This window comes from Flavitalea flava, from assembly GCF_054461575.1.
Window position 1 is genome coordinate 209,073 of record NZ_JBTLQH010000007.1, and the last position, 25,501, is coordinate 234,573.

A 25,501-nucleotide genomic window follows, 5' to 3' on the forward strand; every position below is an offset into this window, starting at 1 on the left:
AATAATCAACTTGCCGAAAAACGAAAAATATGGATATATCCTATATACTAAATGAATTGGGCGAAGACCGGGAGCATTATTTTAATGCCATCTCTCCGCCAATAATACAGACCAGTAATTTTAAAGTGAATACCGTCGATGAATTACAGGCACTCTTCGAAGACGAATACAGCGGCTATCTTTATAGCCGTGGTCTTAATCCAACCGTCGAGATCCTCCGGAAAAAACTAGCCGCACTGGATGGAGCGGAGGATTGCCTGGTATTCAATAGCGGTGCTGCCGCCATTTTTGCCGGTATATTAGCTAACGTTAAAGCAGGAGACCATATCGTTTCTGTAGAAAAGCCTTATACCTGGGCCAAAAGGATGTTCGATATTATCCTTCCCCGTTTTGGGGTAACTACCACCTATATCGATGGAACTTCCATTGAAAATTTTGAACGGGCCATTTTGCCCAATACAGCGGTCATTTACCTGGAATCGCCTAATTCTTGGGATTACCGGTTGCAGGATCTCCGGGCAGTGGCGGAATTGGCCCGGTCGGAAAATATCATCACGATCATCGACAACAGTTATTGTACCCCGCTCCTGCAGAAGCCCCTCGAACTGGGGATCGATATGGCCATGCAAACGGCAACCAAGTATATCGGCGGCCATAGTGATACATTGGGAGGGGTTTTATCCGGCAGCCGGGCCCTGATGAAAAAGATCTTCGACAGCGAATACCTGAATATAGGCAGTGGAATTCAGCCCTTTAATGCCTGGCTGCTCATCAGGGGTCTGCGGACCCTCCCCGCCAGACTGGACCGCATCACCCAAACTACGCAAAAGGTAGTTGCTTTTCTCAAGGCACATCCAAAAGTAGAGGGTATCCTCTTTCCTTTTGATGATTCTTTCCCTCAATATGAACTGGCAACCCAACAGATGAAAGGGGCCTGCGGGCTCCTGAGCTTTTACCTGAAAGCGGGTACCCGGGACCAGATAGTTCGTTATTGTGAATCCCTGAAACACATTATGATGGCCGTAAGTTGGGGCGGTCATGAATCCCTGATCCTCCCCAAGTGCGCCTCCTGGCCTGCTGAACAGTTCGATCCTGCTGATAAAGAGCACAGAATGATACGTTTATACCTGGGGTTGGAAGATCCGGAGTATATAATAAAGGACCTCGACCAGGCTTTCGAAGGGTTATGAATCCGGGAGTAATAATTCACCGGTAAAAAGTAGTAACCGATAATAACTGGTCGGCATAAGTGGTTAAAAATCTGCCAATAGCATGTTTCCCGCTTGCGGAGGTGGGGGGAATGCTTAAATTAGCCAAATTTTTGGAACGGGCCGTTTATCACAAATTGGTTTTCTAACGGAGAAGTACTTTTAAATTTGTTGCATGACCATGAAAAAATTGCTGCAGTTTCGACTATTGCCAGGTCTGTTTTTTATTTCGGCTGGATTGGTTGTATGTATTTCGGGCAGCGCACAGATTCAGGATACGGCAGTATTAAAGCCGTCTCCGGATAAGTGGTCCCTGAAACGTTGTGTCGATTACGCGGTATCCAATAATATTTCCATCAAACAATCCGATATCCAGGCACGTCTTTCCGGACTAACCTTGAAACAAAGCAAACTAAACCAGATTCCGACCCTGGATGCCGGGTCCGGTCTGGGTATCAACTCGGGACGTAGCCAAAACCCTTCCACCTATACGCTGAGTACACAAACTTATTTCGCCAATAGCCTCAGCCTTCAGTCGAATGTTACCCTGTTCAATTTTTTCAATGTCCGCAATACCATCGAAGCCAACCGTTTTGCCTGGGAGGCAGCTTTGGCCAATTCCGAAAAACTGAAGAACGATATTTCCCTGAATGTGGCCAATGCCTATCTTCAGGTGTTATTGTCCCGTGAACAGGCAAATACAGCAGAATTGCAGCTGCGCCTATCCCAATCCCAATTGGGTATTACCCGAAAAAGAGTGAATGCGGGTGCCTTGCCAGAACTCAATGCGGCAGAACTGGAAGCCCAGGTGGCGCAGGATAGCTCCAATTTAATTTCTATCAAGTCCACGGTGGTTCAGAATATACTTACCCTTAAGGCATATATGGCGCTCGATGCTTCCGTCCCATTTGAAGTCGACGCCCCCCCCGTGGATCAAATACCGGTGGAAAGGATCGAGGATCTTCAGCCTGAAGCGGTTTATTCCCTTGCCTTAAATTACCAGCCCCTGCAAAAAATGGATAAGCTGCAGGTCGCTTCCGCCCAAAAAACAGTCAGCGCAACCAAAGGAGCCCAATACCCCCTGTTCAGTTTATCGGCTAGTCTGGGTTCCAATTATATCAGTTCGATTCAGGAGCCGATCCTTTCAACCGCCCGTCCGGGTATAGATACCGTAAAGGGTATTCGGGTAGCTTCCTCGGGGGGAGCGCTGGTTCAGGATGTCGTTAATTTCGATTTCAGAAAAACCCCCTATTTCCGGCAACTCGATCAGAATTTCAGTCAGTTCGTGGGCATGAATATCAGTATTCCCATTTTTAAGAACGGAACGCTTCACACCAATTATCAAAAATCAAAATTAAGCCTCCGGAACACGGAATTGCAGCTGGATCAGGATAACCTTACGCTTAAACAGAATATCTATCAGGCTTATACGGCAGCGCTGGCCGCACATCAGAAATTCGAGGCCAATCAGATCAGTGTGATCACGACGAAAAAGAGTTTCGATTATGCACAGAAACGATACAATGTGGGGATGCTCAATACCATCGATCTGCTGACCAATCAGAATAATTATTTTAATGCTAAGATTAATGTATTATATGCCCAGTATGATTATGTGTTCAAAATGAAAGTATTGGAATTCTATAAAGGGCTGGGAATAAAATTATAAATGATAACCTGTAGAAATTATGAGCAAGAAATTACGCTGGATAATCATAGGAGTGATTGTATTTATCCTTTTACTGGTGGTGCTGAAGAAAACAGGAGTATTAGGAAAAGATGAGGGTACTAAAGTATCTGCTGAAAAAGTGATTAAACGCGATATCACGGAGATCGTAACGGCAAGTGGTAAAGTTTACCCTGAAAAAGAAGTGAAGATCAGCCCCGATATCTCCGGAGAAGTGGTCGAACTGATGGTCACCCAGGAAGGAGACAGCGTAAAAAAAGGGCAGGAGCTGGCAAAGATCTATGCGGATATTTATACGAACCAGCGCGATCAGGCCGCTGCCCAGATGAATCAGCAGCAGGCTCTCGTCTCCAATGCGAAAGCCATGTTGCCGGGTTTGAAAGCTACCGTGGAACTCAATAAAAAAACCTTTGACCGGCAAAAACAGCTATTGGATCAAAAAGTGATCTCCCTTTCCGAATACGAGTCAGCGGAGAGCGCCTTGCTTACCTCTCAGGCAAGTTATCTGGCAGCTGTACAAACCGTCAGGGGGAATTCAGCCGGAGCTGTAAGTGCCAGGGCCAATCTGGATGTTGCCGCCAAGAATCTCAGCCGGACAACGGTGACTTCTCCCATAGATGGGGTAGTATCCTTACTCACCATCAAAAAAGGGGAAAGAGTAGTGGGTAACTCCATGATGGCGGGAACCGAAATGATGCGGGTGGCCGATATGAGCAAGATCGAAACGATCGTGGACGTAGGGGAAAATGATATCCCAAAAGTTCACCTGGGAGATTCCGCCCTCATCACGATCGACGCCTATAATAACCGTAAATTCAAAGGGCTTGTTACCCAGATAGCCAGCAGCAGCGCCGCCACAACCATCGCTGTAACGACAAATGATGTGACCAATTATAAGGTACACATACGGCTCTCCCCGGATTCTTATAAAGACCTGATCGACCCTGCAAAACCTAAAAGTTTTCCTTTCCGGCCGGGAATGAGCGCCAGTGCGGATATTCAGACCCGAACGCATAAAAATGTATTATCTGCACCTATCAACTCCGTATCCACACGGGAGAAAAATTCCGATATCTCGGTCCTGGATAAAAAGGACGATGACAAAAAAGGAGATGATAAGGACAATAGTATGGATACCAAAACTTCCGTTTCCAGCGTTGGGGATCTGGATGAAGTGGCCTTTGTAAGGATGGCGGGTGATACGGTACGAAAAGTGATTGTTAAAACGGATATTCAGGATATCAATTATATCGAGATCGTCGATGGATTGAAAGAAGGCGATGAAGTAATTACGGGACCTTATAGTACGGTCAGTAAGACGCTCAAGAGTGGAACGAAGGTAAAGGTCGTAGCGAAGGACAAATTGTTCGAGGCTAAGAAGGATTAAGCAAAAAGGGTTGAACGGGAAAGACTGAACGGGAAAGACTGAACAGGAGAATTTTTTCTATTACATACATCTAAATACACTCAAGGGAATGCGTTTTGGCGTGATAGGAAGCGGCAGTTGGGCTACAGCGTTAGCCAAGATCCTTACCGATAATAAAACTCCCATTCACTGGTGGGTCAGGAACCAGGCCAGTATCGACCACCTGGCATCGCGTGGCCGGAATCCCCATTATCTGCCTTCGGTCTGGTTCAACAAAGATCTGCTTACCCTGAGCAATAAAGTAAATGAGGTGATCGAAGATTCTGACTGCCTGGTACTCGCTGTTCCTTCTGCTTATGTAATAGATACCCTGGCAGGGCTGGACAGAAATGCTTTTAATGGCAAAAAGATCATTTCTGCCATTAAGGGGATCCTGCCCGAGCAAAACCTGTTGCTGAATGATTACCTGAAAAGGGAGTTTTTGTTCCAGGATAAAGGGTACCATACCGTAATGGGGCCCTGCCACGCCGAAGAGGTGGCTGCCGAAAAACTATCCTATCTGACTTTTTCCGGGAATGATGAAACCTCAACCGGGGAAATAGCGTCTTATTTTGCAACGGATTATATTAACACCGTCATTAATGACGATATCTATGGTGTTCAATATGCGGCCGTACTCAAGAATATTTATGCGTTAGGTTCCGGGATCGCCCATGGACTGGAATATGGTGATAATTTTCTCAGCGTGCTGATTGCCAATTGTGCGGATGAAATGGCCAGCTTTCTGCTGAAAGTTGGGATCCTGCATATGGAGGTTGGGATTCACACAAAGGCAGATAATTTGTCTCAGAAAAGGAGTGCAAACTATGCCGCATCGGTTTACCTGGGAGACCTGCTGGTGACCTGCTATTCGCTGTTCAGCCGGAACCGGACCTTTGGCAACATGATCGGGAAAGGGTATTCGGTCAGGGCGGCCCAGCTGGAAATGAATATGGTGGCCGAAGGGTATAATGCCAGTAAGTGCATCTATCTGATCAATAAGGAAATAAAGGCCGAAATGCCCATTGCCGAAACCATCTACCGGATCTTATGGGAAAATGTTAAAGTTCAGGATGGATTTAAACAAATTGAACCGTACCTTGTCTAACCATAAAGAAGGTCAGGTAAGGCCACTTTCGAAAACTATGGGGAAAGCCTGACCAATTAAAACGCTTGTATATGATGCCTCTTTCATTTCAGGGTTTCGGATCAATGGCCATTCTGCTGATGGTGTTCATCCTGATGACGGTTGAAGGGGTGAAGTATCTGCGGGAGAAGATCCACCATAAATGATCTAATCCATCACAAATGATCCATCACCAATAAGGAATAGGCATTAACAAAGGAAAAAGGTCCTTTTCCCATGGATTTTTCCTTAAAAGAACAGATCCGCTGCAATCCCATCCGCCAATAATTTGCCCTCCCTGTTAAGCACTAATCTTCCATTTTTTAGTTCCATTTTGCCTCCTTTCAAATAAGATTCAGCATTACCCATCAATTCCCGGATCAGGCCAGCCCCGAATTTTTCTGACGCATATACAGGATCCAGGCCTTCCATCGTGCGCAGAGAGATCATGATATATTCATTTAATTGCTGGGAAGCAGTGAGTTCCTCTTTTTCGAAAGGGAGCCCTCCGGCGAGTAAAGAGTCGATATAGAGGGCGTTATTGGCTACATTCCATTGCCTGGATAAGCCGTTATAGGAATGGGCGGAAGGGCCTAATCCGAGGTAGGATTTCCCCTGCCAGTAGGACGAATTATGCCGGCTTCTTTGGCCTGGTTTGGCAAAATTCGATATTTCATAATGCTCATAGCCGGCCTTTTCCATCCAGTCCATCAATAAGATAAATTGCCTGGCCTGGTCATCCGCATCCACCGGAGCTTTTTTGTGCAGATGGATCATTTTGTCCAGGGCCGTTTTGGGTTCTACCGTCAGGGCATAACAGGAAAGATGAGGAATATTCAGCCGGATTGCCTGTTCTACGTTTTTTTTCCAATGATCGTCCGGAAGAGTAGGGCCGCCATAGATCAGGTCCACACTAATATTGACGAATCCTTCCTGCCGGGCCTGCCCGATACTGGCAATGGCCTGTCCGGCATTATGTGCCCTGTTCATCCATTTGAGGTCTTCTTCAAAAAAGGATTGGATGCCAATACTCAGGCGATTGATCCCTGCCTTCTTCCAGGCCTTCAACTTGCTGCCTTTTTCACGATCACCGGGGATTTCCGGAGAATTGTCAAAATCATCGGGATTCGCTTCCAAAGTGATCTCTGCCTTCGGATCTATAGTGAAAGAGGAATGAAGCTTCTCCATGATCTGCCCCAACTCATCTCCCGTCAATAAGGACGGAGTTCCTCCTCCGAAATAGATCGTTTCCACCGGGTCCGATCCGATATATTCTTTTTGCAGGTCAATTTCCTTCAATAAAGCAACTACAAAATCGTTTTTACGTTTCAAAGAAGTAGAAAAATGGAAATTACAATAATGGCAAGCCTGCCTGCAAAAAGGGATATGAAGATAGATGCCTGCCATTCGGTTTGCTTATTTTTTACGAATATTACACCCTAAGGTTAAATTTTGAATAAGCCCCGGGCACAAAATTAATTTCCTGACCAAATAAAGAATGATAAAGTTACGCCACTTACTTTTAATATGCCTGTTTATAAGCCATTACCAGGGTTTTGGACAGTACGCATTACGCATTCTGCCTGTGGATAAGGATACTCTTTTTATTCAAAAAAAGCTGGGGTTGGCATCGTCTTTTAAAAGCAGGGAAGTCTGTACTGAATATATTTATACCATCCCCGCGTTATTACAGGCAAAGGGATACATGACAGCTTCTATAGACAGCCTGCGTACCGATACCGGGGGGGCCGTGGTTCGTTTGTATGTGGGCAGTCTTTATCAATGGGCTTATATCGATACGCGTAAGGTCGAGCCATCTCTGCTCTCCGCCGTTGCCTGGAACGATAAAAGTTTCTCCCGCCGGACATTCGATCTCCGGCAATATGAGAATAAACAACAATTATTGCTCGATTACCTGGAAAACAATGGATATCCTTTTGCACGAGTGAGCCTGGACAGTATTAATATGCTGGATAATGACCGGGTATCCGCCAGACTCCGGATCGATAAGGGGCCTTTATATAAGATCGACAGCATCCGGGTCTATGGATCTGCCAAGATCTCCAATGAATTTTTGCAACATTATCTGAATATACCCAATGGCAGTATTTACCGCAAGGATAAGTTGGAAATGATCAGTAAAAAAATCCTGGAATTGCCCTATGTACAGGAACAACAGACCTGGAGCCTGACTATGCTGAATACAGGATCTGTCATCAATCTGTATCTCAAGCCTAAAAAAAGCAGCCAGATCAATGCCCTGATTGGTTTTCTTCCCAGCAGCGATCCGCTGACCGGCAATAAACTGCTGGTTACCGGGGAAGCGACCATCAATCTGAAAAATGCTTTAGGAAACGGAGAGATCATCGGGCTTAACTGGCAACAACTCCAGGCCGGCTCACCCAGGTTGAACCTGTTATTCCAACGGCCTTATTTGTTTAATTCTCCTTTTGGCCTGATTACCTCTTTTGACCTGTATAAGAAGGATTCTTCCTATATCAATGTGAATCTGCAATTGGGCGTTCAATATGCCCTTTCGGCCACACAGAATGGAAGTGTATTCATAAGGAGTATGTCAACCAGCCTCCTGAACCTGGATTCCTTTTCGGTAATCGCCAGCCATACGCTGCCTGTCGTAGCGGATATCAGTTCCATCAGTTTCGGTATGACCTACGAATTCAACAATACGAATTACCGGTTTAACCCCAGGAAAGGAAATGAATTGCAATTCATGGGATCCGTAGGAACCAAAAAAATAAAAGAGAATCCTCATATTCTGAAGCTGTCGGATCCGTCGGATCCCGGCTTTGATTTCGGATCCCTATATGATACGGTGAAATTGAAATCTTATGAACTGCTGGTCAGACTGGCGGCAGCCCATTATTTCCCGTTCTCGCGTGCTTCAACGCTGAAACTAGCCTTTAACGGAGGAGCCTTCAGCAGCCCCAACAGTTACAGGAACGAACTTTTCCTGATCGGCGGCTATAAATTACTCAGAGGTTTTGATGAAGAGAGTATCCTCGCGGCTCAATATACCGTGGGCACCCTGGAGTATCGTTATCTGATTGGCCTGAATTCATTTCTCTTTACCTTCCTGGACCTGGGGTGGGCAAAAAACAATATCCCCGGGTACAACCTGAATAAGGTTTTCCTGGGAACCGGTCTGGGGTTGGCCTTCGAGACGAAGGCCGGTATTTTCAATATTTCGTATGCAGTGGGCAAACAAAGCGATACCCATATCAACTTGCGGGATGCAAAGATCCATTTAGGGTATGTCAGCTTTTTTTAATTAAAAAACGATTTCGGGTAATGGGAAGACTATAATATTTTTGTAACAACCACTGAGCCCTGTAAATGATCCTATAAAAGACAATATGCCCGATAAAAAATTTACCCTTCTTTTTTCCTTCTTTCTCCTTTTTCTTTGCCCTGTATTTGCGCAAACGGATTCGGTCCGCCCCCCTGCCCGTAGTCAGGATTCTATTGCACCGGTTTTGACAAACGATTCAGGCCGGAGAAATACGGATTCTACCCGACGGCAGCCAAAACAAGCCTTAAAAAAGACGGCCATCAAACCGGGAGGATTAGCCGGTTCGGGGAAGGATTCGGGTTCGTTACGCAGGGATAGCAATCTGATTGGTTCAGTACCGCCAGGTGCCGGATTAATAAGAAAGGATAGCCAGGCTTTGCCTGTCGTCGCAGGAACTACTACTTCCGGCAAAGAATCCCAACTATCCGGCGGTAAAAAGGGCCCGGATGCCCTCATTTTCTGGAATGCCGTGTTGGCGGCCAATCCATTCTTTAATTTCACCGGGCCTCCTGTAGTGGAAAAGTTTGAGATGCACCGTCCAAAATCAAAGGACAGTCTGTTCTATCTGCTGGTAGGCCTTTTATTTTATTTTGGCCTTATCCGCTTCTTTTTTGAAAAATATTTCGGCCACCTGATTACGCTTTTTTTCCGGGTTTCCCTTCGCCAGCAGCAGCTCCGCGAGCAGGTACTGCAAACACCCCTTCCCTCCTTATTACTAAATCTGTTGTTCATCCTTACCGGTGGATTATATGCCAGCTTCCTTTTTTACCTTTCCAGCTATGATAAAGGAATCAATTTCTGGATACTTTATCTGGATTGTATGATGGCCCTGGGAGCTATTTATCTGCTCAAATTCCTTATTCTGAAATTTTGCGGATGGGTATTCAATATTTCGAGGGCTACCGATATTTATATTTTCGTGGTCTTCCTGGTCAATAAAATGATGGGTATTTTTTTACTTCCCTTCTTGATCCTGATCACTTTTTCTGACCCTTCTATTCGCGAAATCTTTATAACCATCTCATTAGTAATGGTTTTTGTACTATGGGGGTACCGGGTGCTGGCTGCGTACCGACCGATAAGTAATGAAATAAAACTAGCACCATTCAGCTTTTTTTTGTACCTTTGCGCCTTCGAAATAGCACCCCTGCTATTGATTTACAAGGTGTTATTGCAATATTTGGAAAAAGCTTATTAACTTTGCAAATCCAGAGGGGAACACACATGATTAAAAACGGGGATAAAAAAAGGATTTTAATCACCCAGCCCAGGCCAGAAACCGACAAGTCGCCGTATTTCGAATTAGCAAAGAAATACGATGTGGAATTGGCGTTTCATCCCTTTATCCGTCTTGAAGGCATTCCTGCTAAAGATTTCCGCAAACAAAAGATCGATATAGCGCAGTTCTCGGCCGTGATTTTCACCAGCCGTAATGCTATTGATCATTTTTTCCGCATTTGTGAAGAAATGAAGGTCGTCGTATCCCAGGACACCAAGTATTTCTGTATTACAGAAGCGGTGGCGCTTTATCTGCAAAAGTTCATTTTATACCGCAAACGCAAAGTGTTCTACGGAGCGGATGGATTGAACAAAAGCATGTTCGATGTTATCAACAAACACAAAGAAAACGAACGTTTCCTTTATCCCTGCTCGGAAAACCAGCAGGATAATGAAATCGTCAATTGGCTGAAGAATAATAATTGCGGTTTTGCTACTCCTTTTATGTACCGCACCATCAGCAATGACGTAAAGGAAATAATCGGACAGCATGAATTTGATGTCATTTGTTTTTTCACCCCAAGCGGCGTAAAAAGTCTTTTTGACAATTTCCCCAAATTCAAACAGAACGGTACCAGTATCGGCGCTTTCGGCAGCAATACTTCCCGGGCCGTAGAAGAGGCTGGTCTCACGCTGGAGATCAAGGCACCCCATGCCCAGGCTCCATCCATGGTCTCTGCATTGGAGAAATACCTGGCGGTCGTAGGGAAGAAAAAATAAACCCAAAGACATCTTTAAATATTTTATCGTTCATTAATTTGAATGGTTCGAAATTTGCATAACTCTCCTGCCCCCTATTCATCCCCCAACCCCCCGAAGGGTGAATATGAAACAAGACACTTTAAATAAAAGAATTGAATGAGCGAAGGCAGCCATGATAGCAGCATATTACCAGAATTTCGGCCTGAACACCTTTCCGGTCCTCATTCGCAACCTTCGTTACCCTCGGTTGCCCCCTACAGGGGGTTGGGGGTTAACCGGTTAGCAAAAGAAACCAGTCCCTATCTTTTACAGCATGCCCATAATCCTGTGGATTGGTATCCATGGGGGGAGGAAGCTTTGCAACGCGCCACCGCGGAAGACAAACCCATCCTGGTCAGTATCGGGTATGCGGCTTGCCATTGGTGCCATGTGATGGAGAGGGAAAGTTTTGAGGATGAGGGCACCGCCCTGCTCATGAATGAAAATTTCATCAATATTAAAATTGACCGGGAAGAAAGACCCGATCTGGATCATATATATATGGATGCCGTGCAGGCCATCACGGGCAGCGGCGGCTGGCCGCTAAACGTTTTTCTGACTCCTGAGGGCAAACCTTTTTATGGAGGCACCTATTTTCCTCCCCGCCCTGCTCATAACCGGAGTTCCTGGAAAGATCTTTTGTCGGCTATATCTCTTTCCTTCCGGGAAAAAAGGGAAGAAATCGAACGCCAGGCGCAAAATCTGACCGATCACGTAGCCACTGCTAACTCCTTCGGCATTCAAAAACCGGATATGCAAGAACCGGATCCTCACGATCCAAAACTGTTCAATACAGAAACGCTGCGGCAGATCTTTGAACAATTGATGTCCACAGCGGATAAGCAGGAGGGAGGATTTGGCGGTGCGCCAAAATTTCCCCAAACCTTTTCCATCCAATTTTTACTCCATTATTATTATTTCACCAAAGATCAGGATGCACTGCAGCAGGCATGCCTGAGTCTCGATAAGATGATACGGGGCGGTATTTACGACCAGATCGGCGGCGGATTTGCCCGTTACTCTACAGACAGTGAATGGCTTGCGCCTCACTTCGAAAAGATGCTGTATGATAATGCTTTATTAGTCATTGTCTTATGCGAAGCCTATCAGTTAACGCAAAAAGAGCTTTACAGGGATACGATCCGGGAGACACTGGCCTTCATTCAAAGAGAGCTTTCCGATGGGCAGGGTGCTTTTTATGCTGCGCTGGATGCCGATAGTGAAGGGGTCGAAGGGAAGTATTATGTTTGGGACCGCAGGGAGATCGAGGCTGTCCTGGGGGAAGATGCGGTCTTATTTTGTGATTATTATGGTGTTACACAGGAAGGTAACTGGGAAGGGAAAAATATTCTGACCCGGCCTTATGGACCGTCGGCAATACCGGCCTTTTTTCCTACCGGGGGAGAGAAGCTGGAAAAAGCAAAACAGACCCTTTTGGATCACCGGTCGCGCCGCATTCGTCCAGCCCTGGATGATAAGATTCTACTGGGCTGGAATGCACTGATGAACATAGCATTTTCCAGGGCATATGGAGCCTTGGGGCAGCAGGAATATAAAGAAGTGGCTGTAAAAAACATGCAATTTTGCCTGGAGAACATGAAAGGAGAAGGTCTGTATTCTTATTATCACTCCTATAAAGACGGGCAGGCAAAATTTCCGGCATTTTTGGATGATTATGCCTATTTGGCGGCAGCACTTATTCAATTACAGGAAATAACGGGAGAAAATAAGTACCTTGTTGAGGCTAAAGAGATTACAGTATCCGTATTGGCGAATTTCAAGGATAAGGAGACCGGTTTCTTCTTTTTTACCCATGAACAGCAAGAGGATCTGATCGTTCGGAAGAAAGAGGTTTATGATGGGGCTACTCCATCGGGAAACGCCATAATGGCTTTTAATTTGCTCTATCTGTCAATCATTTTCGACGAAGGAGAATGGAAGGACAAGGCAATCAGAATGGCTGCCTCGCTGCAAAGACCCGTGATGCATTATCCCGGCTCTTTTGGCATTTGGGCAACCTTCTTTCAGGCGCTTACGTATGTAATTCCAGAGGTAGTTATAACCGGAATAAACCCGGAAAATGCCCGGAAGGAGTTCTTGAGACATTCGATTCCTTACCGGGTTTTCCAGTCTGCTGAAATCGAAAATACCCATTTTCCCTTATTATCGAATAAGCCGGTGGGTGAGTCTCCCCTGATCTTCCTATGTAAAAACTACACTTGCCAACTACCTGAAAAAGAAGTAGTTGCAATAATTCGTCACCTTGAAAATGTGCAAAAGTTTAGCGGTTAAATAGTACAATAAGATAGTCCCGACCTGCGTTAATGAAATTAGCGTCTTGAAAGCTTTGACTTTCGAAAAATTAATTTTAAACTTGTAGCGAGATGTTGTTAAAATTTTTGTGCCCAATACCCTTTAAAATTATGAAAATGAAAAACCTATCCACACTGACGGCCTTGTCAGCCCTTGTTCTGGCTGCCGGATGCGGAAAAATTGGCAAATCCCATAAGGGATTACCCGATGACGGGCAGTTGCACGGGGTTTCTCCTGCGAGTGCATACAATCTGGCCAAACCACCAGGAATGGTGTATATCCCACCCGGAACTTTCCACATGGGGCCCAGCGACGAAGACGTAAATTTCGCTTACACCGCTCGTAATGCTCAAGTTTCAATTAGTGGTTTCTGGATGGACGCTACCGAAATCACTAATAATGAGTATCGTCAATTTACCAACTGGGTCAGAGATTCCGTTGCCGCCACCCTTATGCAATACGGGAAAGACGTCGATGGAAGATTCCAGATCGATTGGAAAAAAGCCCAGACCATTAAATGGGGGGATAAAGCAACGGTTGAAAAGATCGACCAGCTTATCGTAACCCCAGATAACCGGATCTTTGGGAAAAAAGAAATCGACCCCAATAAACTGGTCTATCACTCGGAAACCTTCGACCTGAAGGAAGCCTCCATGAAATCAAATGAGGGGAAAGCCCGGTCCCAGTTCATCCGGAAAAAAGACGTGAAGATCTATCCGGATACATTGGTCTGGATCCGCGACTTCAGTTATTCCTATAATGAGCCCATGACCAAAAGGTACTATTCTCACCCTGCGTTCGGGAATTATCCTGTGGTAGGGGTGAATTGGAACCAGGCCACTGTTTTTTGTGAGTGGAGAACCCGGTACCTGAATTCCAGTCTTGAAAGACAGAAAAAGGCAACGGAATCGGATTTTCGCCTGCCTACGGAATCCCAATGGGAATATGCCGCCCGCGGTGGCCGTTCTCAGTCTATGTACCCCTGGGGTAACTATTACCTGAGGAATAAAAAAGGCTGTCTGCTGGCTAACTTCAAACCTGGCCGTGGTAATTATCCCGAAGATGGCGGATTCTATACAGTCAGAGCAGACGGTTACTGGCCTAATGATTTCGGTCTTTATTGTATGGCCGGGAACGTTGCGGAATGGACTTCCTCCTTTTATTATGAAGGTTCTTACAATTTTCAGCATGATATGAACCCCGATATTCGTTGGAATGCAAAGGATTCCGATCCTCCGCGTATGAAACGTAAGGTTATCCGCGGCGGAAGCTGGAAGGATGTAGGTTATTTCCTGCAGACCAGCACCCGGACCTACGAATACCAGGATACGGCCAAATCCTATATCGGATTCCGATGTGTGATCGATTTGCCGCCTACAATGACAAATAATCGCCGTTAATCTATTTATCAGCCGGACAAAATTTTTTCTTTAAAAACTCGTTTTGATTTTGATAATTTGCTTTAATCAACAACCGTTTTTTCTTTAACCCTATAAATCCTTTTCAAAAAAACTCTTAAAATTATTAACTATGAGCGCTGGAGTATCAAAATCTACCGAAAGACTGATAAATATTATTGTGTGCGTGGGTGCGGCCGTCGTTATTTTCGGCGCATTGCAAAAGATCCTGCATACCAAGCTGGCCGACTTCTTTTTGACCGCAGGTCTGCTGACAGAGGCCCTGATCTTTATTGTATACGCCTTCTTACCGCCTCCCGGAGGAGAAATGCATGCCCTGGTTGAAGCATTGCCAAAACTGGCAAGCGGACCAAGTGGTAATCCTGCCCTGGATAAGATGGATAAAATGATGCAGGAAGCCGATATTACCCCGGCTAACCTGGCCCGTCTGAGCGATGGCTTTAAGAAATTCGGTACAACCGTTGAAAAGATCAGCGATGTTTCCGGTGCTTTAGCCGCCACTACGGACTATACCAACAAGACAAAAGAAGCTGCCCTTGCTCTCGATAGCATGAAAGGCGCCTACCAGAACGCTACGAATACTATCTCCAGCCTGAATGCGGCTGCTGACAGCACCAAACAATTCCATTCTCAGGTACAGGTATTGACCAAGAACCTTGGTTCGCTCAATGCCATCTATGAATTGGAATTGCAGGATACCAATAACCACCTGAAAGCAATGAACAGCTTCTATGGCAACCTGGTACAGGCTTCTGAAACTATGCAGGGCAGTGTTTCCGATGCTAAGAAAACACAGGAACAAATTGCCTTACTGGCGAAGAACCTGGGTAATCTGAATAGTGTATATGGTAATATGCTAACTGCGATGCAAGGTCGTCCGGCTTAATTAATTTTTTGCCCGTTTTGTCCGAACCGTTTAAAAAAATATGAAGAACTAAACATTTTGTTTAAAAATAATTACTAACCCATGTCTTTACCTAAAGAACCGCGGCAAAAGATGATCAATATGATGTATTTGGTGCTTACAGCCCTGCTGGCACTGAATGTATCGGTGGAGGTATTGAACGCTTTTAAGACCGTGAACAATAGTATCGAAAAATCCAATACTGTCGTCGGTGAAAAGAATGACCTGACGTATAAATCGTTCGCAGCAAAACTGGCCGATCCTCAAACGGCTACCGTTGCCAAGATCTGGGCCCCCAAGGCGGAGGAGGCAAAAAAGCTTTCTTCCGATCTGACCACGTACATCGAAGGCCTGAAAGGGCAGTTGATCGAAGAGTCCAACCCCCAGGTAAAGGAAGGTAAAAAGGAATTTACCGAAGGTAACCTGGATGCGGCTACCCGCATATTCGATACAAAAGGAGAAGGAAAGGTATTATATGGCAAACTGTCCGGGTTCAAGACCAATCTGTTGAATGTCCTTGATCCAGCCCAATATCCCGATCTGCCCCCCAATGTACAGGCAGAGTTGAAAGCGGCAAAAGCACAATTCGAGAAAGAATTACCTCTTGATCTGAGTGTGCCCAAATCCGAGTCCGGAAATGCTCCTACGGGAGACGTTGGCAAGGACTGGACCATCAATTATTTCCACATGACCCCGACGATCGCGGCGCTTACTATCCTCAGCAAATTCCAGAGTGATATCAAGAATTCCGAATCTCATGTCATCGATTATCTGCATAAAAGGATTGGAGAAGTAAAAGTGGTATTCGACAAGTTCGAGCCCCTGGTTAGCCCAAGTGCTACTTATCTGATGCCTGGTGATGAATTGGATGTGACTGCAGGTATCGGTGCTTTTAGTGCGGCAGCTCAACCAAAGATTTATATGAATGGTTCTCTTCAACCGCTGGGTCCTGATGGAACAGCCGATTGGAAAACCAAAGTAAGTTCTTCCGGCCAGGTAGCCGTAAAGATCGAGTATGTCAAACCCGATGGAAGCACCGGAACTATCGAAAAGGTAGTTAAGTATACGGTAGGTCAGCCTTCAGGAGCTTCCGTCTTCCTGGAAAAAATGAATGTACTTTATGTAGGAGAAGAAAACCCCTTAACCGTCTCCGGCGGTAGTGTGGGCGCTGAAAAAGTAAGCGTAAGTTTCTCCAACGGTTCTATATCTAAAGTAAGTGGTGATAAATATGTTGCCAAACCAACTGCTCCCGGTATTGGCAAGATCATTGTCAACTCTGCCGGAAAGATCGCCGAATTCCCCATGAGGGTGAAATATCTGCCGGATCCCACGGGATTCGTAGGTTCTAAAAAAGGCGGCAGCATGTCTGCGGCTGAATTTAAGGCCATCGGCGGATTGATCGCCAGGCTGGATGCTTCCGATTTCGAATCGCCTTTCAAGGTCGTCAGTTACAAGTTGGCTGCTCTGGGAGGAAATATTCCTCAGTATTCAGAAGCTTCCAATGAAGGGAACAGATGGTCCGGAAGCGCCGCTAATATCGTTGCAAAAGCTTCTCCGGGAACGAATATCTTCTTCGACGCTATCAGGGTCGTAGGCCGTGACGGCCGGACCCGGGAACTGGCGCCGATGGTATTCAACCTGAAGTAAAAATAGTTTAACAAGATCCGCCCCGTGCACTTTTCAGCCGGGGCGGATTTTTCAGACCATTAATAAGTTAAATCAAGAGAGATGAAAAAGCGTTTTATCAGATTATGTATGCTGGCGGCGGTACTCGCCTTAGCTGTCGGGACAGTGGACGCGCAGACCAAGCCCCGGGCTAAAAAGAAAAAAGCCACCACCGCTAAAAAAAGCGTCAGTAAGAACCAGGCCGGGAATAACGCGTCCGTCGCTCCTAAAGACACGGTTAAACCCGTTGCCATTATGGAAGCTGATATCAAGCTGGACACTCCCAGGCGATCTCTCCGAAATGACGCCATCATCGAGCGTAATCTGGTAAAAGACCGTACCCCACTCGCGTATGAGAATATCCGTGAGGATGATGCCGTTTACCGGCAACGTGTCTGGAGGGAAGTGGATGTTCATGAAAAAATGAACCTGCCTTTCGTTTATAAAGCAACGGAAGATAACGGAAATCAACGTTTCATCTATATTCTCCTTAATGGGATCAAGAGTGGTCAGATCACGGCTTTCGATGCTAATGTCGATGACCGTTTCACCACACCTATGACCTTTCAACAAATTGCCGGAGGCCTGGTCAACAAACCAAGAATCATTCAGGTTCCCGACATGTTGCAGGATCCGGACGGTTCCAAAGGAATTATGCGTGACACTACCATCCAGGATGAATTCGATCCTGGTGCAGTCGAAAGATACCAGATCAAGGAAGAGTGGGTGTTCGATAAAGAATCATCCCGCATGCATATCCGGATTCTGGGGATCGCTCCTGAAAAAACCATCACCAATCCCGATGGAAGCTTCAGAGCAGTAATGCCCATCTTCTGGGTATACTATCCCGATCTCCGGCCGATGCTCGCTAAATACGAAGCCTATAATGGCAAGAACTACGGAGCAAGAATGAGCTGGGAAGAATTGTTCGAAAGCCGGATGTTCTCGAGCCGCATTATCAAATCAACCATCGACAACCCCGGTGATCAGCTCGTAAGCGGATATATCAGGGATCCGATATTACAACTGCTTGAAGGAGAAAATATCAAAGACAAAATATTCAATTACGAACAGGATCTATGGTCCTACTAAACTAAAAGCTGCGAGCTAATCCGCACTTTCGGTATAAAACCGGGATCCGATCTTACATAGATAATACAAAAATAATTCAGAGGTATCGTAGTTCTACGATACCTCTTTCTTTTTGGGTCATTTTATTCATCCTCCCGGGTCATTGAGGTAGTAAGTTATTAAATACTAATTAGTTAGTAAGGATTTTATAGTTTGTTTATTTTTTTGCAAAATACCCAAAAGCCGGTATTGCTAAATAGAATTGTTTTACTACTTTTACAATGGTTTTTCATAGGATATTGGATTTTAAAAACGGGGCTGGATGTCTATCCTGGCCCCTTTTTCTTTTTAATGACCTTCACATTTTTTCCCCGCCACAAGTCTGATTCAACACAATTCTAAAGGATATTCTATTCGTTTTAAGAATAAATAATTCTACTTCACCACGTCTTTTCTGCATTAATTATACGTTTCTTTCACCTGTTGTTAACAAGGAAAGTGCTAAGTCTTTTTTTTGTATGAGTTAACTACTAGGAGAAATACGATGATGTGATGATGTACTTGAGCCATTCAAGGTGGGATCCGGGTCAGGGCTTTTGAAAATGATCGCGGATAAGTTTGGTCTTGGCAGGGCCGATCACGGCAATCAATTCTTCTTCCGACAGCTGTTTAATTTTGCTGACAGAACGAAATTCTTTTAATAACATATCCGCTGTTTGCCGTCCGATCCCCTGTATTTTTTCCAGCTCATTCACGAAGGTACCTTTACTCCTTTTTTTACGGTGGAAGGTTATTCCGAAACGATGGACTTCATCGCGGATCCTTCGAACCAGCTGAAGGCTATCGCTGTTATAAGGCAGTTTGATGGATTGGGTATCTCCGGGAAAAAAGATCTCCTCCTCATTCTTCGCCAGGCCGACCACCGTAAGCATCCCGGTGAGACCCAGGTCTGTAATGCTTTCCATAGCGGAGCTCAGTTGTCCTTTACCACCATCGATGATCACCAGTTGCGGGAGATCCCGCTGTTCGTCCAGCAATCGCCGGTATCTTCTGTGCACGACTTCTTTCATCGTTGCAAAGTCATTGATCCCCTCTACCGTCTTTACATTATAATGGCGGTAATCTTTTCTGCTTTCCACGCCATCCCGGAAACAAACCATAGCCGATACAGGATAACTTCCCTGGAAATTGGAGTTATCGAAACATTCGATATGAACGGGTAACGATGATAATTGCAGATCTTCCATCAATTGATACAAGACCATTTTTCGTTCGTCCAATGTTTTACCCTCCAATTGCAGGATCTTTTTCTTCTTCAGTTCCTCCCTGAAATAACCGACATTTTTCTCCGACAACTCCAGCAATTTCTTTTTATCGCCCGCTTTGGGGACCGTCAGCAGAATGCCTTCCTCCGGATAATCAATGAAAAAAGGGAGAATGATTTCGCGGGACATGCTGTTGAATGTTTCCCGCAACCGCGCTATGGCAAAGGCCATTACCTCCTCGTCCGACTCTTCCAAATGCGTTTCCACCTCGGTAGTATGCGTCTGCACAATGGTGCCATTCTGTACCATGAGATAATTGATATAGGCCAGATCTCCATCCCTGGCCATGGAGAATACATCCGCATGACTGAGGTGCCGGCTCACGATCACCGAACGGGACTCGTAGGATTCCAGGTGTTCTATTTTTTTGCGGATAATTTCCGCTTTTTCAAAATCCATTTTCTCCGCTAATTCTTTCATCCCCTTGCGAAACTCCTGGATCAACGGACCAAGATTGCCTTTTAAAATATTTTTCAATTGAACCAGGCCTTCCCGGTAATCCTCAGCGGTTTGAAGGGCCTGGCAAGGCCCTTTGCAATTTCCCAAATGATATTCCAGGCATACTTTGTATTTGCCTTTCCGGATGTTATTGTCCGATAGATTGAGCTGGCAGGTCCTCAACTGGATATTGCTCTTTACAAAATCCAGTAACTCCCTGACCTTTCCTACTGAAGTAAAGGGGCCCAGGTATTCGGATCCGTCATTGATCTTATGCCTGGTCAGGAAAACCCGGGGGAAAGGCTCGTTCTTAATAACAATATAAGGATAGGTCTTATCGTCCTTAAGATTGATATTGTAGCGCGGCTGATATTGTTTGATCAGGGAATTCTCCAGCAGAAATGCATCCTGCTCTGAGTTTACGATCGTGAACTCAATGCGTCGGATACGCTGAACCAGCTCGTGTGTCTTATAAGTCGTGAACGTTTTTGTAAAATAGGAACTGACCCGTTTGCGCAAATTTTTGGCCTTTCCTACGTAAACCAATGTACCCGTCTCATCGAAATACTTATAAATACCCGGATCGATAGGGATAGTATGCGCAATCTGGCTGAATTGTTCCTGGTTCATTGTTCAATATCCCAAACTAATCTTAATTGTTTTACGACAGGGGCTTTTTTCGGGACCTGCAGATTGGTAATGATCAGCAAACTTTGTTTGGCTTTCCAATACATTTTTTTTATAACCGATGTATCTCCTGCCTTATAGGCCTTTTCCAGGTAAATGCTCCTTACTTTCTCAGAACTGGTTCCCGGCGCAGCCAGTACGTCCACCCTTTGTAAAGGCAGCTCTTTGTCCCTGGTGGAATACGTAAAGGTCAGGTAGCCGGTGGTTTCATCCAGGAAGGAGTTTTCGGAAAAATTCTTTTCAAAATCACCTCCTTTAGCCAACTCCGGCAGCAGGAATTCCACGGCTAACTGATGAAACTCCGCCGTTTGAATCAGGGAAGAATCAGTCCGGCCATTTTCTGTATTATATTTTCGGATAGCCAGCGGGGTAGAGTCGACATAACTGATCTCGGCCTGCAAAAAGTCTGCTACCGGAAAAAAGCTTTTTTTCAGCGAATCCTGGATAGATTGAGCGGGGTCCGGCTGGTTCGTTGCGTTTTTCTGGTGGCAGCCTGATGCGATAAGTAAGGCGATGCAGGGGATAATAATTGATATAGGTTTCACGGATGCAAATGTAAGAAATCGGCGCTTACCGGATGGTTTTGGTCATGCCGATCTTAAGGCCATATCCTTTCAGATTTTCGCGCATAGGATAACGGCTGCTGTACGTAGAGAGCAGCTGGTACCGGAATTCCGGACCAATCTGCCAGCGTATACCCCCGATCTTATAAGAAAGGAAGGTTTCCAGACCGCCGTTGATATTCCATTTTCTGAATAAGGAAGGCTCTTTGGTATAATTGTTATAGTCTGTTGTCAACAGATAGGCATTCCGGTTCAACATATAAGTGGGCTGAACAGTCGCTGCCACGCTCCATTGCAGGCGCCCGTCTCCCAATATCCTCCACTCGAGGCCAATGGGAGCAGAAAAACTATAATAATCGTTGTTTAGGGTTTCTTGCTTTTTACCTCCGAAATTTCGGATATCGGAAAGGTTGGTGATGGAATCCAGGTAGTACCCATAAGGAGAGCTAAGGGTAATCGTCGCCTCTTGCGGACTTGAAGCATAGGCTTTTATGGTATAGCGGCTGAAATTGAATTGTAATCCCATCCGAAGGGTCAGTTTGCGGGTCATCCTGTATAACAGGTTGCCTCCCACTTCAAAACCAAGGGCAGGTGTATGATCCACGTAATCTTTTGCACTTCCTGAATGAACTGGTGCAACCGGAATATTTTCCACAATAGATTTTGGCATTAGAAAATCCCCGCCGGATAAGGTTCTGTAATTTACCGTAGGCGCAACAAAAAGCTGCCAGGCTTTTCTTCTTCGCCAGGTGGCGGCCGGTAAATTGTAGACTGCATAGTCGTGCAACCAGTTACTTCGCTGCTGATCGAGCATCTCCGGACTGGGTGCCGGTTTCCTGGTCATTTCCCTGGCCGAGTCATCAAGCAGATCGGATCCCATGACTGATCCTGCATCCGGTCTGGTTACGGCCAGATTTTTCATAGCTGCCATATTATTCCGGATGGTTCTGGCTATACGGGCATCTGCCAGGCGGGAATCAGCCTTAGTAAAAACAAAATCGTTAAATTCCGTACCTTTTTCCCAGGGTAGGGATCTGGAAAGAGTATAATAAGCTATTTGTTTGTCTACCAATTGTTTGCCCGTCAGACGACGCCCAATATCAGATTGCCGGCCGGCAAACAGCTTACCGGAAGATTGTTTTTCATTTGACTGTTTTTCGGCAAAAGCCTGCTTGTCAGAAGATTGTCTGTCGTTGGGAGAAGAAGCTGATACGGATAAGTTTTCCTGCTGGCCAGTTCTTTCAGGAGCGTTTTCTTCGGTCAGAACAGATGCCTTTATCTCAACTTTTGATGCCATCCGGGTAAAGGAAGGGGCTTCAATGGGAGAGCGGGTGGCATGACTTAGCGCCAGTTGCAGATCAGGTTGACTGATCACAGGGTCGCTAACCGTAATAGAGATTCCTTTGGACGTACTCTCTTCCGGTGAAGACGGATCGGATACCTGTCCGTTATGTCTGGAGGGTCCTGAGGAAGGTTTGTTTGCGCGGAAAGCCGAAAAACCCGGAGGCGGCGTATTTTCCTGTGTTTCTTTATTGGTGCTGGAAGCGGCGGAACCTGTAAGGGCCATTTTCCGGCCCTGATTGGTGCGATTGGAAGGTGCAATCAATTCTTTGCCGGCAAAAAAGAGGATCCCCGTTACCAGTAAGGACATGCCTGCAAAAAACCATCTTCTCTTAGTATGTAAGGATCCGTGAACGCCCTTCCACACTTTCTCCGAAGGATACATTTTGTATTGCTCTGTCTTATCCCTGATCAGTTGCTCAAATTCATCACTATAGAAATTTCTTTCCATCATTATCTGACTTTTTTTGGAAGACAGTCATAGCCTGGATTTTTTTCTTTTTGTTATCACTTTATCTGATAGCAAAAAGCCATGCTGACTTCTCCCTGGGCTTCTGCAGGATCTTCTTTTTGATCAGGATATCCTCCAGCATTTGTTTAGCTCTGGTATATTGTGACCGGCTTGTGCTTTCCTCAATGTCAAGCATATCCGCAATTTCTCTATGGGAATAACCCTCAATAGCATATAAATTCAATACGGTACGATAGCCGATAGGCAACATCCGTATACATTCTACGATCTGTTTTGCCTGAACAATGGACGGAACGCTTTCTTCCCTGATCTGTATTCCATGCGCATGAACTATATCCAGGCTTTCATTGAAACGTTTGTTTTTTTTCAGGTTGTTGATGCAGGTATGTACGATGATCCTCCTGATCCAACCCTCAAAGGCTCCTTTATTTAAAAAGGTATGTATTTGAGAAAAAACTTTAATGAACCCTTCCTGCAACATATCCTCAGCATCTTCTCTGTTGTGGGCAAACCGATAACAGACAGCCAGCATTTTAGGGCTATACCGATTGTATAACTCCCGTTGGGCAGCCGCCTGATTTTTTAAACAACCTTGTAAAATGGAGTCTTCGGTCATAAAAACCGCATTGATTGCCCCCTAATTTAGACAATTTTTATGAGCTATTGCTGCATTGCCCCAAATAAAAGTCGGGCGCAGCCCGTCTTTTATTTGATTAGAGCCCCAAAAGCTGCGGAGCAGCGTTTGGGAAGACACCCCCCAACGACACTCCCCCAGGAAGATTTACCCGCCAGCTTGATGCGCAAGCATCAAGCCTCTAGCTACAAGTATCAAGCTGCAAACTGCCAGCATCAAGCTATCTGCCACAAAAAACACCTTGAATCTTGTATCCTGAATCAATCCTAAATCAATCCTAAATCAACACCTCCCCCGTCATTTCCTTCGGTATTTCCAACCCCATCACCGTTAGTATCGTCGGTGCCAGATCCCCCAGTTTACCGGGCCGAACCGTTCCTTTCCATTCTTTGTCGATAATAAAGAAGGGAACCAGGTTCAGGGTATGGGCTGTATTCGGGCTACCATCCTTATTGATCATGTAGTCAGCATTTCCATGATCTGCGGTTAGAAATACGGTATAACCATTACCCAGCGCTGCCTTTACCACCCTTTCCACGCAGGCGTCCACCGTTTCTGCGGCCCGGATGGCTGCTTCCCAGATCCCGGTATGACCCACCATATCGGCATTGGCGAAGTTCAGACAGATAAAATCTGCAGACCTGCTTTCGATCTCCGGAACGATGGCGTCTGTCAGTTCGAATGCACTCATTTCAGGTTTCAGGTCATAGGTGGCGACTTTGGGCGAAGGCACCATGATCCTTTTTTCGCCTTCGAACGGAGCTTCCCTGCCGCCACTGAAGAAAAAACTTACATGAGGGTATTTTTCCGTTTCTGCGATCCGTATTTGTTTCTTTCCCAGCGCAGCTACAATTTCTCCCAGGGTATTTTTCAAATCATCGTTCTCAAAGATCACCCTTACACCTTTAAAGCTCTGGTCATACTGAGTCATTGTCGTATAGCGAAGAGAAAGTTTCTTCATTCCCTGTTCAGGGATATCGTTCTGGGTAAGTACTTCAGTGATCTCCCGGCAGCGGTCCGTCCGGAAATTAAAACAAAGGGCAGAATCTTCATCCTTAAAGGTTGCCAGCGGCTGCTGGTCTTCGCCGGCTATGACGGTTGGTTTGATGAATTCATCCGTTATCCCGGCAGCATAAGACTGCTCTATGGCTGTGAGAGCATCGGTTGCTTTTGGGCCGCTGCCATTCACCAGGGCATCATAGGCTAACCGGACCCTTTCCCAGCGTTTGTCCCGATCCATGGCATAATACCTGCCGCTTACCGTGGCTATCTTACCTGTCGTCTTATCCAGGTGTTCCTGAAGCTCCCGGATAAAGGCCAGGCCACTTTTGGGATCTGTATCCCGTCCATCCGTAAAGGCATGAATATAAACCTCTTCCTGACCTTCTTTTTTGCAGGTATCTATGATAGCTTTGAGATGATTGATATGGGAATGCACTCCTCCGTCACTGACAAGTCCCAGCAAATGGAGCGGTTTACCATTGGCTTTAGCCTCTCTGATAGTTGCCAGTAATACCTCATTTTGCCCAAATGAGCCATCCCTGATAGCCACATTTATGCGTTGCAATTCCTGGTAAACAACCCTTCCTGCCCCGAGATTGAGATGGCCCACCTCGGAATTACCCATTTGCCCTTCCGGCAGGCCAACGGCTTCGCCGCAGGTTACCAGGGTAGTGTGGGGATATTGATCGTAAAGGGAGCTTACAAAGGGGACACGTGCATTTTGGATGGCGTCGGATGATTTTTCCTGACCCAAACCCCATCCATCCATGATAACCAGAATTACTTTTTTGTTTGACATAGAGAAACAGCTTTTTACATGATTTTTAGCCCGGCAAAGATAAGATAGATGCCCTATTCGTGGTATTTTTTCCCCACCGGGATAGTTTGGCATATTTTTGGGACTATGGAGGTG

General features: G+C 45.7%; 18 protein-coding genes. 12 read left to right on the plus strand and 6 right to left on the minus strand.

Translation table 11 applies throughout. The features are described from left to right. Positions 1 to 29 precede the first annotated feature (29 nt). The 4 genes from ACX0G9_RS09730 (at position 30) to ACX0G9_RS09745 (ending at position 5,408) form a co-directional block, all read left to right on the plus strand. Positions 30 to 1,190: a trans-sulfuration enzyme family protein gene (locus ACX0G9_RS09730; RefSeq protein WP_459064700.1), complete on the plus strand. Its 1,161-nt coding sequence runs from the start codon at positions 30 to 32 to the stop codon at positions 1,188 to 1,190. A 193-nt stretch (positions 1,191 to 1,383) separates the two neighbouring features. Then, the gene (locus tag ACX0G9_RS09735) at positions 1,384 to 2,877 is read left to right on the plus strand and encodes a TolC family protein (RefSeq protein WP_459064701.1); all 1,494 of its coding nucleotides are present in this window, start codon (positions 1,384 to 1,386) and stop codon (positions 2,875 to 2,877) included. Between the two features lie 19 nt (positions 2,878 to 2,896). Then, entirely contained in the window at positions 2,897 to 4,282 is a 1,386-nt protein-coding gene (locus tag ACX0G9_RS09740) for an efflux RND transporter periplasmic adaptor subunit (RefSeq protein ID WP_459064702.1), read from the plus strand. An 88-nt stretch (positions 4,283 to 4,370) separates the two neighbouring features. Further along, positions 4,371 to 5,408 carry an NAD(P)H-dependent glycerol-3-phosphate dehydrogenase gene (locus ACX0G9_RS09745; RefSeq protein WP_459064703.1) on the plus strand — a complete coding sequence of 346 codons (1,038 nt, stop codon included), beginning with the start codon at positions 4,371 to 4,373 and terminating at the stop codon, positions 5,406 to 5,408. A 267-nt stretch (positions 5,409 to 5,675) separates the two neighbouring features. Here the strand turns inward: ACX0G9_RS09745 and hemW are convergent, their stop codons facing one another. After that, positions 5,676 to 6,833: a radical SAM family heme chaperone HemW gene (gene hemW, locus ACX0G9_RS09750; RefSeq protein WP_459064704.1), complete on the minus strand. Its 1,158-nt coding sequence runs from the start codon at positions 6,831 to 6,833 to the stop codon at positions 5,676 to 5,678. Positions 6,834 to 7,050: 217 nt separating this feature from the next. Here hemW and ACX0G9_RS09755 point away from each other — a divergent pair, with 217 nt between their 5' ends. The 8 genes from ACX0G9_RS09755 (at position 7,051) to porN (ending at position 18,147) form a co-directional block, all read left to right on the plus strand. Further along, the gene (locus ACX0G9_RS09755; protein WP_459064705.1) at positions 7,051 to 8,715 is read left to right on the plus strand and encodes a BamA/TamA family outer membrane protein; all 1,665 of its coding nucleotides are present in this window, start codon (positions 7,051 to 7,053) and stop codon (positions 8,713 to 8,715) included. 85 nt (positions 8,716 to 8,800) lie between these two features. Next, positions 8,801 to 9,934 carry a DUF4271 domain-containing protein gene (locus tag ACX0G9_RS09760; RefSeq protein ID WP_459064706.1) on the plus strand — a complete coding sequence of 378 codons (1,134 nt, stop codon included), beginning with the start codon at positions 8,801 to 8,803 and terminating at the stop codon, positions 9,932 to 9,934. Positions 9,935 to 9,960: 26 nt separating this feature from the next. Then, positions 9,961 to 10,734 (plus strand): uroporphyrinogen-III synthase, encoded by a 774-nt coding sequence (locus ACX0G9_RS09765; RefSeq protein WP_459064707.1) that lies wholly within the window; start codon positions 9,961 to 9,963, stop codon positions 10,732 to 10,734. A 138-nt stretch (positions 10,735 to 10,872) separates the two neighbouring features. After that, positions 10,873 to 13,047 carry a thioredoxin domain-containing protein gene (locus tag ACX0G9_RS09770; protein WP_459064708.1) on the plus strand — a complete coding sequence of 725 codons (2,175 nt, stop codon included), beginning with the start codon at positions 10,873 to 10,875 and terminating at the stop codon, positions 13,045 to 13,047. Between the two features lie 137 nt (positions 13,048 to 13,184). Then, positions 13,185 to 14,468 carry a T9SS ring complex lipoprotein PorK/GldK gene (gene porK, locus ACX0G9_RS09775; protein ID WP_459064709.1) on the plus strand — a complete coding sequence of 428 codons (1,284 nt, stop codon included), beginning with the start codon at positions 13,185 to 13,187 and terminating at the stop codon, positions 14,466 to 14,468. Between the two features lie 130 nt (positions 14,469 to 14,598). Beyond that, the gene (porL, locus tag ACX0G9_RS09780; RefSeq protein WP_459064710.1) at positions 14,599 to 15,372 is read left to right on the plus strand and encodes a type IX secretion system motor protein PorL/GldL; all 774 of its coding nucleotides are present in this window, start codon (positions 14,599 to 14,601) and stop codon (positions 15,370 to 15,372) included. A gap of 81 nt (positions 15,373 to 15,453) precedes the next feature. Further along, positions 15,454 to 17,037 carry a type IX secretion system motor protein PorM/GldM gene (gene porM, locus ACX0G9_RS09785; protein WP_459064711.1) on the plus strand — a complete coding sequence of 528 codons (1,584 nt, stop codon included), beginning with the start codon at positions 15,454 to 15,456 and terminating at the stop codon, positions 17,035 to 17,037. A gap of 81 nt (positions 17,038 to 17,118) precedes the next feature. Next, positions 17,119 to 18,147: a type IX secretion system ring subunit PorN/GldN gene (porN, locus tag ACX0G9_RS09790; protein WP_459064712.1), complete on the plus strand. Its 1,029-nt coding sequence runs from the start codon at positions 17,119 to 17,121 to the stop codon at positions 18,145 to 18,147. Positions 18,148 to 18,713: 566 nt separating this feature from the next. Here porN and uvrC read toward each other — a convergent pair. The 5 genes from uvrC to gpmI all read right to left on the minus strand — a co-directional run bounded on the left by uvrC (position 18,714) and on the right by gpmI (position 25,387). Continuing rightward, entirely contained in the window at positions 18,714 to 20,519 is a 1,806-nt protein-coding gene (gene uvrC / locus ACX0G9_RS09795; protein ID WP_459064713.1) for an excinuclease ABC subunit UvrC, read from the minus strand. Continuing rightward, on the minus strand, positions 20,516 to 21,121 hold the full coding sequence (locus ACX0G9_RS09800; RefSeq protein WP_459064714.1) for a hypothetical protein: 606 nt from the start codon (positions 21,119 to 21,121) through the stop codon (positions 20,516 to 20,518). Before ACX0G9_RS09800 ends, uvrC begins: the two co-directional genes overlap by 4 nt. Before the next feature lie 25 nt (positions 21,122 to 21,146). Next, positions 21,147 to 22,934: an outer membrane beta-barrel protein gene (locus ACX0G9_RS09805; protein WP_459064715.1), complete on the minus strand. Its 1,788-nt coding sequence runs from the start codon at positions 22,932 to 22,934 to the stop codon at positions 21,147 to 21,149. A 58-nt stretch (positions 22,935 to 22,992) separates the two neighbouring features. Beyond that, positions 22,993 to 23,568 carry an RNA polymerase sigma factor gene (locus ACX0G9_RS09810; protein ID WP_459064716.1) on the minus strand — a complete coding sequence of 192 codons (576 nt, stop codon included), beginning with the start codon at positions 23,566 to 23,568 and terminating at the stop codon, positions 22,993 to 22,995. Between the two features lie 295 nt (positions 23,569 to 23,863). After that, on the minus strand, positions 23,864 to 25,387 hold the full coding sequence (gpmI, locus tag ACX0G9_RS09815) for a 2,3-bisphosphoglycerate-independent phosphoglycerate mutase (RefSeq protein WP_459064717.1): 1,524 nt from the start codon (positions 25,385 to 25,387) through the stop codon (positions 23,864 to 23,866). Positions 25,388 to 25,501 lie beyond the last annotated feature (114 nt).

Bases quoted from the DNA above. Each gene is read 5' to 3' on its own strand.
- ACX0G9_RS09730 (WP_459064700.1), top strand. From the start codon at position 30: ATGGATATATCCTATATACTAAATGAATTGGGCGAAGACCGGGAGCAT.
- ACX0G9_RS09735 (WP_459064701.1), top strand. From the start codon at position 1,384: ATGACCATGAAAAAATTGCTGCAGTTTCGACTATTGCCAGGTCTGTTT.
- ACX0G9_RS09740 (WP_459064702.1), top strand. From the start codon at position 2,897: ATGAGCAAGAAATTACGCTGGATAATCATAGGAGTGATTGTATTTATC.
- ACX0G9_RS09745 (WP_459064703.1), top strand. From the start codon at position 4,371: ATGCGTTTTGGCGTGATAGGAAGCGGCAGTTGGGCTACAGCGTTAGCC.
- hemW (WP_459064704.1), bottom strand. From the start codon at position 6,833: ATGGCAGGCATCTATCTTCATATCCCTTTTTGCAGGCAGGCTTGCCAT.
- ACX0G9_RS09760 (WP_459064706.1), top strand. From the start codon at position 8,801: ATGCCCGATAAAAAATTTACCCTTCTTTTTTCCTTCTTTCTCCTTTTT.
- ACX0G9_RS09765 (WP_459064707.1), top strand. From the start codon at position 9,961: ATGATTAAAAACGGGGATAAAAAAAGGATTTTAATCACCCAGCCCAGG.
- ACX0G9_RS09770 (WP_459064708.1), top strand. From the start codon at position 10,873: ATGAGCGAAGGCAGCCATGATAGCAGCATATTACCAGAATTTCGGCCT.
- porK (WP_459064709.1), top strand. From the start codon at position 13,185: ATGAAAAACCTATCCACACTGACGGCCTTGTCAGCCCTTGTTCTGGCT.
- porL (WP_459064710.1), top strand. From the start codon at position 14,599: ATGAGCGCTGGAGTATCAAAATCTACCGAAAGACTGATAAATATTATT.
- porM (WP_459064711.1), top strand. From the start codon at position 15,454: ATGTCTTTACCTAAAGAACCGCGGCAAAAGATGATCAATATGATGTAT.
- porN (WP_459064712.1), top strand. From the start codon at position 17,119: ATGAAAAAGCGTTTTATCAGATTATGTATGCTGGCGGCGGTACTCGCC.
- uvrC (WP_459064713.1), bottom strand. From the start codon at position 20,519: ATGAACCAGGAACAATTCAGCCAGATTGCGCATACTATCCCTATCGAT.
- ACX0G9_RS09805 (WP_459064715.1), bottom strand. From the start codon at position 22,934: ATGATGGAAAGAAATTTCTATAGTGATGAATTTGAGCAACTGATCAGG.
- ACX0G9_RS09810 (WP_459064716.1), bottom strand. From the start codon at position 23,568: ATGACCGAAGACTCCATTTTACAAGGTTGTTTAAAAAATCAGGCGGCT.
- gpmI (WP_459064717.1), bottom strand. From the start codon at position 25,387: ATGTCAAACAAAAAAGTAATTCTGGTTATCATGGATGGATGGGGTTTG.